Source organism: Psychrobacter sp. 28M-43, assembly GCF_014770435.1.
GTDB lineage: Bacteria > Pseudomonadota > Gammaproteobacteria > Pseudomonadales > Moraxellaceae > Psychrobacter.
In genome coordinates, this window is record NZ_CP061739.1 from 378,893 (window position 1) to 393,298 (window position 14,406).

The following is a 14,406-nucleotide window of genomic DNA, read 5'->3' on the forward strand; positions in this document are numbered from 1 at the left end:
CCGATTTACCAATTAGATATTGGCGAATCGATAACGACCTTTTGTATTGGCTGCTTCTAAAATCTAGTGTTCACAACCAATTTTGGTAATGCTAAATTTATTTATACCGTAGCAACTGCTTCATTGATATCGATATCACCATTGTGTAGATTGAAGACTTTGCCTATGGTGTTATCTGCGGTTAGCACTGCGGCTAGCGTTGTCGCTACATCTTCGATTGCATTCTCACCAGAGCTGGTATCGTTGATAGTGATTTTGCCTGTACCAGCGCGTTCTTTTAGTGCGCCTGGCTGTACGATAGTGTAGTCAAGCGAACTGTTATTCACTAACCAGTGATCAGCGTAGTGTTTAGAGATATAGTATTCTTTTAGATCTGTAATACCAGGGTTTTCATCCCATTTGTCAGTTTCTAGTGAGAAGACTGAGCTCAGCATAATATAACGTTTAATACCTTTATCTTGTGCCGCTTGCATCGTTTTCACGGCACCATGCAGATCTACTTCTAAGACGTTTTTGCCACCAGATCCTGCTACAAAGTAAACAGCCTCTATATCCTGATCCAGTTGTTTTTCAATAGACTCTTTACTGGCTGTAATGTCTAAATCTAGCTGGGTATAGTTGTCATTATCAAATAGTTTTTCTTTCTGACGAGTCGTGCCAATAACTTGATGATCCTCAGCCAATAACTGCTTAACCAAATCTCCGCCCACTCGACCACTTGCACCAACGACTAAAATTTTCATAACCATTCCTATTTTTATTTAAATTCTATTGTTTAAATTATTCAGTAAGTTCATTTATCTTAAAAACCGAATATAGAGTAACAAAGATAGGTAGCACGCTTCGTTATAAAGCGTGCTGATTGAATAGTGTTTGGTTATAGAGTGTATACAGTTTGCAAGGAAGCAAACGTCGCTTAGATAGCATCATGTAATAGATAGCAGCATGGGTAGGCGTCAGATAGAACGATAAAAAGCACTAACGAACCAAGCGATTGAGACCATCGGCAAAGGCTTTTTTATCTCGATCGCCGTAGGGTTTCTGACCGCTCATTTCCTGTAACTCTAGGACGCCAGTACCGCGCATGGTGTCCATAAAGTCGCGCATATTGAGCTTTTGCTTGATGTTGTTCTTATCGTAGACCACGCCGCGCGTCGTCAATACCATACCACCTTTATCCAAAATGTCATTGGCCAAAGGAATGTCGCTAGTGATAGCCAAGTCACCAGCCTGTATCTGCTCGACGATATAATCATCCGCTTTGTCGAACCCTGATGGCACGACTGTCATGACAAGTAAGGGCGACTTGCGTAGCTTAATCGGCTGATTGGCCACAAATATGGCCATGGTCTTGGTACGTTCAGCCGTTTTAATAATTAGGTCTTTGGCAATCAATGGCACCGAGTCTGCGTCCACCCAAATCTGCATTATTTTTTGGCCTTCTCAGATTTTGATGGATTAGCAGTTAGGCTGTCTTTATTGTCTAGGTCATCAGCTTTGGCATCATTTTGAATACTGTTCTGAGCGCTATTTTTAGCATTACTCTTAGTATCGACGTCTGCTTTACTAGGCTGAGTATCTACATTTGCATATTCTTTATCTAGACCAACCTTGTTTGGCAAGATAGCGACCAGTTTTGCCATAGCAGGCTCTAAATCTGTCACGTCATTAGGCATCAAGGTGATATGAGCAATCTTACGATCGTCACGCTCAGCCTTATGATAGCTATGATAATGAGCGCCATCGATATTTAACACTGCACTGATATCAGGATATTGACCCAGCACATTTACCATAATCGCAGGATGCACGTTATCTGTATCGCCTAATGGCAAATTAACCACGGCACGGATATGGTTCTCAAACTGGCTGGTAATAGCGCCTTCGATACTCCAGTGTCCAGAGTTGTGGACCCGTGGTGCGATCTCATTCGCCAATATTGCGTTGTGACCGCGAGCATCTTTGGTGACGAATAATTCAAGCGCCATAACGCCGACATAGTCCAAATGGTTCATGACTTTGGTAATGGCGTCTGTTGCTTGTTGAAACAGATGACTCGTGCCAACAGCAGGCGCTTGAGTTTTGGCCAAAATACCGTTGTGATGATGATTTTCGACCAAATCGTAACAGCGTACCTGACCATTTTGCGCTCTTGCTGCAATGATAGAGACTTCACGGCTAAAGTTAATAAAACCTTCAGCAATTAACGGCGCAGGCGTTGGCGTGAGTGAGCCTTTGCCACTGACAGCGTCCTTTAAATCTAGCCAAGCAGTTTTAATATCACTGTCTTGCTTGATAACGAACTGTCCTTTGCCATCGTAACCACCTCGGCTGGTTTTTAGAACGATAGGCAGTCCTAATTCTTTACAAGCGTGCTTAAGCTCAGCTTCAGAATTTACTTCCATAAATGGCACGGTTGCGATATCAAGCGTGTTGAACATCTGCTTTTCTTTTAGACGATCTTGGGCAATATCAAGCGCAATCAGCGGTGGGAACATCCCTTGCTTGCTGCCAGATTTTGACAAGCTAACCAATTGCTCAACAGTAGACGTTGGCGTGTTTTCAAATTCTAACGTAAAGACATCCGCTGCTGCGATAAAGTCTTCTAATTGATCGCTATGAAAGACACGACCGTATAAGCTGGCAGGGCATTCTGGATTGTCTTCTAAGAATACGCATTGGTAACCCAATGGCATGGCGGCTTCGGCAAGCATCATACCAAGCTGACCACCGCCTAAAATACCGATGGTACGAATGGTTTGGGTAACAGGATAAGCGTTTGCTGTAGTCATGGCAGGCTCTTTGAATAAAAGTGAATAAGGTGTTTGGTATATAAAAATCTAAAACTCAATGGGTGAAAATAGGAAAAGGTGCACTGTATGCACCTTATCTCTACTCGGAATTGCTTAAAAATATACATTGATAACTTCAATTGTTAAGCGGTCAATCTAAAAGACGCTGCTATATAAAAGCTTATCGATTTATATTTACCTAAGGATTGATAATACCTGGTGTTGGGCTAGCAAGAATAGTCTCAGTCTGAGACTGGCGCATCTGATCGAGCTTGGTAGCAATCGTATCATCATGCAATGCCAATACTTGAATTGCAAGTAGGGCAGCATTATAAGCACCAGCAGCACCAATCGCCAAAGTACCAACAGCGACGCCTTTTGGCATTTGTACGATAGACAGTAGACTATCCCAACCGCTCAGCATAGATGACTTTACGGGGACACCAAAGACAGGTAGCGGCGTTTGACTGGCACACATACCCGGCAGATGAGCGGCACCGCCTGCACCAGCAATGATCACTTGTAGACCATTATCTTTTGCGCTTTTGGCATAATCAAATAATCTATCAGGCGTACGGTGTGCAGAGACCACTTCACAATCAAAAGCAATGTCAAAGTCTGCAAGCAATTGCGCAGCAGCACTCATAGTCGCCCAGTCAGACTGCGAACCCATGATAATGCCGACTTTCGGCTGACCAGCAGGGGAGGTGATTGGACCGTTCTGGTTAGCAGCAGTATTCGTGGTGCTCATGATTGGATATCCTCAAAAAGACCATCATACAAAAATTTTGCTACACTCGTAAAGTCAAGTTTGACTTTTAATACTTGTCTGGCGCTAATTGCAGTGATATCACGATTTTATACATGTTTTTCATCGTGATAATGCTGAACAAAGTGATTGACCGTCAATGGTAATGGATGTTCGGTATCCAGTTGATAGCATGTTAGATAGCCGCTATCTACTGCTGCAGAGTAGTCGGTACAAGCAACTTGTGGACTGAGTGGCTCAGGGGTGCCAGTGAGCCAATAATGTCCGACGAACACAGGTTTATGAGTTTTTAGCGCAAAGTCAATATTTTCAGCCAGCGCATCAGGCGGTATTTGTGCCAATGCGGACGATGGAGCACGAGACACTTCACGAAGTGTGCGTGTATTTAGCTCATCTAGCCACCAACGTACTCGTACTCGCGTACGCTCGGTACCTTCTTTGTCTACCATCACAATGCCATCAGGTAAGCCTGTTTCAACCCCTTTTAGTACTCGCTCCAAAGCGTCAAAGGCAACGGTATCTTCTTTAGCCGTTTCGATTAAACCTGCTGGAGTCAGACAGTTATCGTCATTCAGAAGGGGCTTTAGTATCGCCATGCTATCTGTATCCCAGCAAGCATGTACAAAACAGGCGTAGTCGGTCTCAATCCATAATGGAATTTCGTATAGACGCTGCAACCAGTACTCATGTTGCTCTGAGCCGAATAGTATCTCTGCTAGAAACGCCTCATGTTGGCGTCTATGGATATCATTGTGCGAGCGTAAATACTGGCTAGTATTATCAGGATCGCGCGTGGCATATGCCAACGCATTATATTCATGGTTGCCCATTACTGCATCGGCTACATCGGCATCTAGCATTGCAAAGACAATTTCCAGTGTAGCTAGTTGCTGCGAACCACGATCGATCAAATCACCAATGAACAAAGCCCTATGACCTGTCGGTGGCACGAAATGCTGACCGTTATGCTTATAGCCCAACTGATGCAGCAGACCGATCAGTTTGTCTGCATAACCATGTATATCACCGATAATATCTATAATCATAATGTATTACTAAATCTCAAATGTAGAAGTGTACCCTGCGCAAAATAGTATTTATAGAGTATAGCTGTGTTTAAAGTGATAGCTTTACTATACGTAGAAATGTCTAAAATCCTGGTGATAGTAACGCATTGATAAAGTGCGGTAGTACTTTTGGTTCCAAAACAATCGTAGCGATAACGCCAAATGCACCGCCCCACATATGAGCCATGTGATTGATATTTGAGCCACCGCGGCGATCAGCATAGAGACTATAAAATATATAAGCCACGGCAAATAGTATCGCAGGAATAGGAATTACGGCAAAGAGGTAAATTCTCTCCCACGGTGCTAGCAGGATAAAAGCAAATAGCACAGCCGATACACCGCCTGATGCGCCTAAACTCAAATAACTGGCGTTGTTCTTATTTTTCACGTAACTTGGAATCATGGCAACGATAATTGCCAACACATAAAAAACCACAAAACCGTAGCCGAATAAAAACGGCTGATATAGTCCTTCGATAGCACGCCCAAAGAAATATAAAGTAAACATATTAAAGAGCAAATGCATACTATCAGCATGGATAAAGCCATGGGTCACAAAGCGATCCCATTGCCCATTGTTGACTGCTGGCGGATAAAAGATCAGTCGATTAAATAGCGTCTTGTTTTGCCAAGCCAATAAGCTGACAATAACGGTAATAATGATAATAAGCGTCGTATGGTTTAACAAAGGAAAATCCTTAGGCCGTGCCTGATATGTGACAATGTTACAAATGACAAGCTACAAATGACAATATTCAAAGCCTAAGCATTACGGCTGATTAAAAAGTAAGTTTGACGTCTGATCCGTATTAAGTACTAACCATTAGCAATAGACTAATACTAACAGCAGTTGCGATAATGCGAATACCTATTGTGTGACAAAACGATGCTTTTTTATGCGGTTATAGTGAATAATGTAGCAGTGTACCATGCAACATAAGTGAAACTTTTAGAGCGATGGTAATGAAGACACCAATAACTAAGGTAATGCTCAGACTAGTTACGAGTACGGCCTTAGGTAAAAAAGTAACATTTCCAAATGATGTAGATAAAAATAAAATAAGTGCTTAGTTTTTGCACATTCAAATAAGGCTGATAGAGGCAGTGGATTATGAACATTATTGACCAGCTAGAACAAACGGTAACCCCAGCTGTAATGGGTAATGATGACAGCAATAATGTCGCCTATGTCAGTCTACTTGAGCAGTTTTATGCTGTTTTGGCCGCGCGCCTAGCTGTGCCACAGGTTTACTCACAGTTGCTGCGTACTGATCAAGTAATTACTAGCAGCAATAATGAAAGCCCTCTATTTGAACAAATATGGCAAGATAAAAGCCTGCAAAAGACTATCATCCAAGAATTATCAGCCACCCATCACATTGATGAACAGACAACTGAGCAATTACTAATTAGTGCCGCGCCGTTGGCATATCGTGAGCTAAAAGTATTGGCCAATGGGCAGTTTTTGCCAGCATTTCTACAAGACAAACAGGCTGCTTTACGTCCATATTTACCTATCTGGGCAGCCACTGTGATTGCGGCCAATCAAGGTATAAATCAGCAAGTACAAACAAGCTTCAATTCAGATGATGACCATGTGCAAGTACATGTGCCAGTAAGTGACGACATATCGAATAGACTTGACGATTCTACTTTAGATACTGGCATAGTCACACCAATAACGAACACTGATGCAGAAAGTATAGAGCAAAGATCAACTGCTGAGCGCGCAAACACTGAAGCGTTAGATAACGATACGATTGCCAATAGTGATGCTATTCATGCCAATCCAGCAGCCTACCATTTGGCAGAAAACAGTAACTTGAAGCATGCACAAGTACGCACTCGCAATCAACGAAATGATCTACTAATACGTGTGTTTTTATTAATAGTAGCCCTAGCCGCGCTTGCACTAGCAGCATGGGCATTGTTAGTGAAACCCAATAATGAAGTACCAGTAGAACCTGTGGCCGCAGCACCTGTTGAACCACCGCCAGCACCCGTGCCTCCTGTACCAACAACGACTCCTGTTGAGCTTATTGTCGGTGTAGACAACGGCGGTAATTTGTACACTTGTAGTGCGACCGTTGGCGATGCTGCGCTACAAAGCACGTTGCAACAGGCACTTAATACAAGTTTTGGCGAGCAGGCAAGTATTTGTGAATTAAACATACAGGATGGAGTAGCAACCACAATCGCTAATATGCCTGCGGAGACACTGCCCAATGTCTTGACGATGCTACGATCAACACCGTTTGCACGTTTACATGTGCAAAACGACCGTCTCACTCTGGAGGCGCCAGACAATATACTGCTACAAAAACTGGTCACAGAAGTACGCAACTTAGTACCAGCGATGGTAGTCGAGAGTACAGCGCCACTGCCGTTGCCTGATAATAGCAACATTGGTGATGCTACGAACAACATGGCAAACGCAAATAATCAGTTTGTAGATGATGGGGCGGGGATTAATAATCAATACAACAATAATGGGGTAAATAGTAACTCTGGCGAATACCAAGCATCAGATGATGTTACTGGAGATCGTGTGATACCAACTCCTTTGCCTAACAATAATAGCTTTAATAATGCGCCCAACAATCTGCCTACCAATGGCGCGAGTAATATTCCCAACAATTTTCCTTCGAATAATCAAACGACCAGACCGCCAGGCCCTTTTTCACCTTCAGAAGTGGATGAGATGGCAAACACGGTTATCGTTGCTGAACCAGCTCAAGTTAGATAGTTTTTATAAGGCACGCTGTTTCATAGGGCGTGTCTTTTTATATGGCCTATCTTTTCATGTAATTTAGCTACAGTTACGTGTGCCAACCGAAACATTACTTACTGTATCATTTGCACAACAACGTACAGACTGTGAATAGCAGCTTAAGAATTTTATAATAATCAAAACCAAATAAAGTAGTTTGATGAATTCATCGTCACCATGACTACTACTATGATGATTTAATACAAAAGAATGATACAGCTGCTTTTTGAGTGAACGAATAATATAAATAAAAATTAAGGGGAGAGCCATATTATGGATATTATTAGCCATTTGACACGCACCGTCAGCCCAGCCGTATTGGAAGATGACCGTAGCCCAGCTAAGAAAAATCTATTAGAGCAGTTTTATGCCATTTTTGCTGCTCGTCTTGCAGACAATGATACTTTTAGTCGCTTCGCTAATGAAAACATCGCCCGCGATGACAACGCTTTTTATGACCGTGTATGGACAGAAGGCGCACACCGCGACCAAATTTCTCGTGAACTGGCAGGTAAACACAACGTCGATGCAACCGCTTCACGTGGTTTGATTGCGATGGCAGCGCCCCTAGCTTTTCATGAGATCAAAAGCTTAGCTGGTACCACGCCTGTTCCGCAATTTTTGAATGACAACCTGAACAGTTACCAGCATCACATCCCTGCATGGGCAGGTACTGTTTTGCCTGCTAGTGCAGTCGCTGCCACTTCTACTACGGCTAGCACACCGATTTCTGATACCACCAGTACAGCGCCATTGCAAAAAGAAGAAGAGCCAAAAGAAAGCTTTATGAAAGCGCTGCTACCTATTATTGGTTTGATTATCCTAGGTGCATTGGCTTGGGCACTACTCAGAGGCTGTCAAGAAAACCCTGAACCTGTAGCAACGCCAGCGGCTACAGTACAGCAAGGGGCGCAAGGTAATGAGGCACTAGCGGTTGCAGGCGCGATTGAGCCTGCATCACTAAGTATCGCAACTGGTGAAAATAGCGAGCTGTATGCTTGTCGTATGAGTGTAGGTGATGAGACATTACAAACCAATGTTATGAATGCTTTGACTGGTGCATTTGGTGATGAAGCCAATAAATGCCGTGCTGATGTTGATGATAATTTTGCAGTAGATATGCCAGCATCCGCTCAACTGGCAACGATATTACCAATTATCAAAAATGTACCGAACGCGAGCATGATTATCAAAGGTGATAACATCACTGTCAATGCTCCTGATAAAGCTGCATTGGATAAGTTGGTTGCTGACTTACAAGCAGCTGCTCCTGCCATGACCGTGCAAGCTGAAGGTCCATTAGACTTGCAAGGTGAGATTGATGATAGTCTGGCTGCTGCAGATGTGGCGATGACCAATCTAGGGGAAAACCCAGATCCACGTGATGTTGCTCGCGCTTTGAGTATTCAGGTGATTAACTTCCAAGTAGACGAAGCGGTTATACCTGAAGTCAATAAGGCGCTGCTAGACCGTGCTGCAGAAATCATCAATAACGTACCTGATATGAAGCTGATGATTGTCGGTCATACGGACAGTCAAGCCTCTGATACCTATAATATGGAGCTGTCTCAGGAGCGTGCTGAGTCAGTGAAAGCGTATCTAGTGTCTAAAGGGATTGATGCCAGTAAATTAACTACCAAAGGCATGGGCGAATCAGAACCAATCGCGGACAATTCAACCGAACAAGGTCGCTTCCGCAATCGCCGTATTGAGTTTATGGTCAATGACGAAGTTGTCAGTACAAATGATGGCATGATGATAAACGGTGATTCGCTAGATCCAGATATGAACCCATTAGATAGTAACAATGATGATTTATTACCAGATGGCGATGACGCTACCCAAGGTACTGCGGTAGACCCAACCAATTAATCTACATGTTCTTATTTTGATTATAGTTAGACTATAGTAGCCAAATGACAAAAACCGCACCTTTATAAGATGCGGTTTTTTGTATGCTACTCGATGACAACTTAACAAGCTATTATTTATACAGAGTGGGGTCTGTTGATTCTTTAGCAGTCTGAGCATCAGCTTGCGCATCAAAAAAAGTCTGAGTAATATTTTGCTTGGCTTGCTGCCAGTATTCAAACTGCTGGCAGGTAGATTCAAGATCGCCTTGCCATGTTGGGATGTTGCCGCGCATGGTTTTGATACGTTGCTGGTTAGGGTAAGGCAGATCTTGCGCAGCTTTAGCCGCCTCATGAGCAGCCACACGGTCGTTGCACACGAGAGCAACATCACAACCAGCATTAATGGCCGCTTTTACGCGAGCACTGACATCACCAGCCGCCTTTGCACCTGCCATCGATAAATCATCAGAGAATAGTACGCCATCAAATTTAAGTTCATCTCGAATGATATCTTGTAGCCAAATTTTGGAGAATCCTGCTGGCTTGTCGTCTACTTGCGAAAATATCACATGTGCTGGCATAAGAGCGTCCAGACTATGTAGCGTTTGAGCAAAAGGTTGCATATCGCTATTGATGATTTCATCTAAGCTACGCGTATCGATGGCTTCTGATACGTGCGAGTCAGGAGCGATGGCACCATGACCGGGGAAGTGTTTACCAGTGGTTGCCATACCAGCTGCTTTCATTCCACGCATAAACTGTGTTGCAAGCGCAGTGATGGCTTGCGGCTCATAATGAAAGCTGCGATCACCGATGACTTGGCTAATACCATCTCTATCCAGTACGGGTGCAAAGCTCAAATCGATTCCTACAGCTAGCACTTCAGCTGCCATTAGATAACCGCAATCGTAGGCGCAGCTAAGTGCTTGACTTGGGTCTTGATTGAATAGCTCACCCAATCGTCCCATAGCAGGTAGGGGCGTGAAGCCTTCACGTAGTCTTGCGACTCGTCCACCTTCTTGGTCTACACCAATAAGTATGTCTTGATTGTGATAACGTATATCCTCACACAGTGCTCTGACTTGGGCCGCATCTGTGACGTTACGACCAAACAATATTACTCCACCGACCTGTGCTTGTTTAATCAAGCTGACATCTTCAGCGGTCAAAGCAGTACTATCGATATCTATCATTAAAACGCCGTACATCGCGTATTCCTTATTATTTTATATATGGTTATATTATGAGGGTGACTGATTATCTATCTATGGCTGTCTTATCGCTTATCAATCATTGTTCAGATGTCTTATTATGACAGCTATTATTAATTGAGCATAATGTGGCAGATTATTGGGGTCAAATCAATTTGCTAATAGCCATTAGATTTAGTCGTCAAATCGATGTTGATAGCCCTCGATTGCTATGTATGATAAAAGTGATAGAAAGTTTGGTATGTACAGGTGTAGCGTGTAAGATTGCTTATACAGTTTGAGACAGTTCAGTATTTATGCGCATGATAATATTGATTGATTTTTGACTATATATCAGTATTTAATGATACATAAAGTATAAGAATAAAAAGCGCAGCATTTATAGGTCACAACAGATTCGAGCATTTCTAATTCTGATGAATTACCCAATACTATTAACTTCAAATAACTAGGTACATATGATGAAAAAACAACCAGCACAGTGGTTACTCAGTGCAGCGTCAGTGGGCATCGCCGGTATTATTTTAACTCAAAGCTACGGTACTGCAGTCGCCGAAACCAATACGGGAAGTTTCGTTCAGACCCCTGAGCAAAAGGTCACCACCCGTCAAGTAGCCGCTTTGCTGGATCGCAGTCATTATCTTAATCAGCCTTTAGATAGCAAGACTGGTAGCGAAATCCTATCAATGTATATCGATAGCCTTGACCCAAACCATACGTTGTTTTTGCAATCCGATGTTGATGAGCTTAAGAAAAAACACGCTGAAGATTTTGGCGCTCGCCTAAAGCAAGGTGATCTATCTGCAGGGGTAGAGGTGTTTGATCGTTACCGCAAACGCTCAAATGAGTACTTTGCGATGGCCACCAAGATGCTCAAAACAGATATTGATTTGACAGGTAATGACACAATCATACTCGACCGTGAAAAACTTGGTCATTTTAAAACCAAAAAAGAGCAGCGCGATTACTGGGAACGTCAGCTAAAGTTTCAGTTGATGAGCATTACGCTCGGTCAAGAAGATGAAAAAGCCAAAGAGAAAGTATTTTTAAGCAACCCAGATATCACTCGTGGGCAAGACTTGGTACGCAACGATGAGCGTACGCCAAATGAGATTTTACAAAATCGTTTGTCGCGTCAACAAGAGCAGTTTAAGCGTCTCAAAGATGATGAAATCATGGAGACCATCTTAAATACGGCGATGCTGACCTATGATCCGCACAGTAATTACTATGCACCGATTCAAGCGACTGAATTGCAAATCCAGTCTAGTCTTCAGTTGGAAGGTATTGGTGTCTCTATTCGTCCAGATCGCAAAAATCCGGACTATACCCGTATTGTGACTTTGGTCGATGGTGGCCCAGCCGCCAAGTCGGGTCAGATTAAGCCCAATGATTTGATCGTTGGTATTGCAAAAGATGGCGAAACCATGACGGATGTGGTTGGTTGGTCAACACGTGAAATTGTCAGCTTGATTCGCGGAAAACGCGGTACATCGGTCACACTGAAACTACGTCAACCTAATACCCCAGATGCTAGCGCCCGTACGGTCACGGTAGTACGTGATATTATCCAGCAAGAGGAGTCAGGCGTCACTCAGCGAGTGGTAGAAGTACAGCGTCCTAATATTGATAAGACGCCAAAGCGTATTGGCGTACTTGAGATACCAAGCTTTTACTTAAACTATCGTGCGCGCCGTAATGGTGAAGACTACCGTAGCGTTAGTATCGATACTGAAAAAGCACTAAAAGAGTTGAATAAACAAAATATCGATGGTCTAGTGGTTGATTTGCGCAATAACCCTGGAGGCTCATTGGATGAAGTTGCTAAGATGTTAGGTTTCTTTATCAAAAGTGGACCATTAGTACAGATTCGTGATAATCGCGGCAATATTCAAGTATATCGTGACAACGATGGCGGCGAGCAGCTATATGATGGCAAGATGGCGGTCATTACCAATTTAGCATCAGCATCAGCCAGTGAAATCTTTGCTGCTGCTATTCAAGACTATGGTCGCGGATTAGTGGTTGGTAGTACGACAACTGGTAAAGGCTCTGCGCAGATCCAGCTCGATAGCTTAGCTTTAGGCTCTGCCACCTTAACTCAGCGTAAGTTTTATCGTGTCACTGGCGGTAGTACACAGAATAAAGGTGTCGTACCGGACGTTGAGCTAGTTAATATCTATGATGATGCAACCTTTGGCGAGCGAGCTCAGAAAAAAGCATTGCCTTGGGACACTATCAGAACGGCGCCGTATAAGCCTGAAGGGAAGTTTACCAGTGATACGTTGGCGACGCTCAATCAGCAGTCTAAGATTCGCCAACAGAAAGACCCGCAGTTTACTTATCTGTCGACGCTAAATGATATTCGTAACATGGATGATGAAAAGAAACCTGTTCGATTAGATATCAATAGTCGCCGAGCTAAAATGCAACTAATTGAAAAACGCTCATTAGAAGCAGAAAACAAGCGCCTTATCGCAACTGGTGAGCGTCCGTACTCTAACTGGAACACTTATCAGGCAGCGATGGACGCAAAGTTTGAAGAACGTAGCCGCATGAAAGCAGCTGAACGTCCAGAATTACCAGAGGATGAAGCGTTTATCAATGAGGCAGCTTACCTTATGCTCAGCGCTGAACCTAAGACAATGCTTAGCCCTGAAGAGAAGCTATAATGTGAAGTTATTATAGCGTTACGTAATCTATGTAAGCATATGCTTACATAGATTGACGTTTAGACCTCTTACCAACGAAGGGTCAATCTGCGATTATAACTGTACGGCACGATTGAACGAAACGGTTCATTGATACTAGGGATTGGTATCTTAAAGGTCGCACTAGGGATAAGTAGTTTGCTGATTAAGGATGATAAGGCTGGATGCCTGTCAGTTATGAGATGCCCCGGGATTAGGTATCACGTAACGCTAACATGGATGGTTGGTAATAAAAGCCGCATGACGCTTGTCGTTATGCGGCTTTGTTACGTCTGGATATTAATAATTTTTATAGCGGACTTTTTAAATAGATAGTATTCAAGTTGATTATATTTATATTAATTCAAAACTTACCATGAGATAAGCATAAAAAAAGGCCAGTAACCTTATCAGCTACTGGCCTTTCAGATTAGATGATAAATCTAATAATTTATCATCTAACTATTTTCACTATACTCTAGAAGAGATTAGTGCTCAACGCCACCTGCACCATGTACATGGCCATGGTTTAGTTCGTCTTCAGTTGCTGCACGTACTTCTTGAATTTCAACATCAAATGTCAAACGCTTACCAGCCAATGGATGGTTTGCATCAACAGTAACTTCTTGATCGTTTACAGCAGTTACGGTAACCAACATTACTTGGCCGCCAGCTTCTGACTGGAACTGCATACCAGGCTGAATGTCATCAACGCCTTGGAAGTTGTCACGTGGTACGTGCTGTACTGCTTGCTCTTGGTATTCGCCGTAGCCATCAGCAGGTTCAACGACTGCATTAACTTTTTCGCCAGCAGATTTACCTTCTAATTGTGCTTCTAGGCCTGGGATAATGTTGCTGTGACCATGTAGATAAGCAAGTGGCTGACCTTCTGGTGACTGGTCAAGGATATTGCCTTCGTCGTCTTTTAGTGTGTAATTGAATTTGACGGCAGTGTCTTTTGCGATAGTAGTCATAAAATATCCTAAATATATCTATGTAAAAAATTAAATACGGTTGCAATAAACCTAAAAAAGCCAATCTGCAAGCCAAAAGGCCACGTCATTAGTCAATTATCATCAGTTTATTAAAGTAACTTTAGCAGTTAGCATCTTTAATTGAGATGGCCCACATAACTTTCAAGGCAAAAAACATAAAAAATGCCAATTAATGCCACAATTTACAATAATAACTGCTATTTTCTATAGTTAATGCATAGCTATTGGCTATTCATGGTTTAGGAGTTGCTTTTTT

The 14,406-nt window shown here is 42.9% G+C and carries 11 protein-coding genes; 3 read left to right on the forward strand and 8 right to left on the reverse strand.

Annotation, left to right across the window (positions count from 1 at the left end; translation table 11 throughout):
• Nucleotides 1–101: 101 nt before the first annotated feature.
• The 6 genes from IEE84_RS01630 to IEE84_RS01655 all read right to left on the reverse strand — a co-directional run bounded on the left by IEE84_RS01630 (nt 102) and on the right by IEE84_RS01655 (nt 5,319).
• Nucleotides 102–743: an NAD(P)H-binding protein gene (locus IEE84_RS01630; protein ID WP_191114668.1), complete on the reverse strand. Its 642-nt coding sequence runs from the start codon at nt 741–743 to the stop codon at nt 102–104.
• A gap of 235 nt (nt 744–978) precedes the next feature.
• Complete coding sequence (locus IEE84_RS01635; RefSeq protein WP_102093310.1) at nt 979–1,428, reverse strand: YaiI/YqxD family protein; 450 nt, start codon at nt 1,426–1,428, stop codon at nt 979–981.
• Nucleotides 1,428–2,792 carry a 5-(carboxyamino)imidazole ribonucleotide synthase gene (locus IEE84_RS01640; RefSeq protein ID WP_191114669.1) on the reverse strand — a complete coding sequence of 455 codons (1,365 nt, stop codon included), beginning with the start codon at nt 2,790–2,792 and terminating at the stop codon, nt 1,428–1,430. The genes IEE84_RS01635 and IEE84_RS01640 overlap by 1 nt, the downstream gene beginning before the upstream one ends.
• A gap of 199 nt (nt 2,793–2,991) precedes the next feature.
• Entirely contained in the window at nt 2,992–3,543 is a 552-nt protein-coding gene (gene purE, locus IEE84_RS01645) for a 5-(carboxyamino)imidazole ribonucleotide mutase (RefSeq protein ID WP_082624535.1), read from the reverse strand.
• Nucleotides 3,544–3,650: 107 nt separating this feature from the next.
• Nucleotides 3,651–4,607, reverse strand: a complete 957-nt coding sequence (locus IEE84_RS01650; protein ID WP_191114670.1) for a metallophosphoesterase — start codon at nt 4,605–4,607, stop codon at nt 3,651–3,653.
• A 103-nt stretch (nt 4,608–4,710) separates the two neighbouring features.
• Complete coding sequence (locus IEE84_RS01655; protein ID WP_191114671.1) at nt 4,711–5,319, reverse strand: rhomboid family intramembrane serine protease; 609 nt, start codon at nt 5,317–5,319, stop codon at nt 4,711–4,713.
• Nucleotides 5,320–5,742: 423 nt separating this feature from the next.
• Here IEE84_RS01655 and IEE84_RS01660 point away from each other — a divergent pair, with 423 nt between their 5' ends.
• Both IEE84_RS01660 and IEE84_RS01665 read left to right on the forward strand, forming a co-directional pair.
• Entirely contained in the window at nt 5,743–7,377 is a 1,635-nt protein-coding gene (locus IEE84_RS01660) for a hypothetical protein (RefSeq protein WP_191114672.1), read from the forward strand.
• A gap of 297 nt (nt 7,378–7,674) precedes the next feature.
• Nucleotides 7,675–9,273, forward strand: a complete 1,599-nt coding sequence (locus tag IEE84_RS01665) for an OmpA family protein (RefSeq protein WP_191114673.1) — start codon at nt 7,675–7,677, stop codon at nt 9,271–9,273.
• A 112-nt stretch (nt 9,274–9,385) separates the two neighbouring features.
• On the opposite strand, the gene nagZ is transcribed toward IEE84_RS01665, so the two are convergent.
• Nucleotides 9,386–10,462, reverse strand: a complete 1,077-nt coding sequence (gene nagZ / locus IEE84_RS01670; protein WP_191114674.1) for a beta-N-acetylhexosaminidase — start codon at nt 10,460–10,462, stop codon at nt 9,386–9,388.
• 464 nt (nt 10,463–10,926) lie between these two features.
• On the opposite strand from nagZ, the gene IEE84_RS01675 reads away from it, so the two are divergent.
• Complete coding sequence (locus IEE84_RS01675; protein WP_101205548.1) at nt 10,927–13,137, forward strand: carboxy terminal-processing peptidase; 2,211 nt, start codon at nt 10,927–10,929, stop codon at nt 13,135–13,137.
• A 506-nt stretch (nt 13,138–13,643) separates the two neighbouring features.
• On the opposite strand, the gene IEE84_RS01680 is transcribed toward IEE84_RS01675, so the two are convergent.
• Complete coding sequence (locus IEE84_RS01680) at nt 13,644–14,129, reverse strand: FKBP-type peptidyl-prolyl cis-trans isomerase (protein WP_057758283.1); 486 nt, start codon at nt 14,127–14,129, stop codon at nt 13,644–13,646.
• Nucleotides 14,130–14,406: the final 277 nt, after the last annotated feature.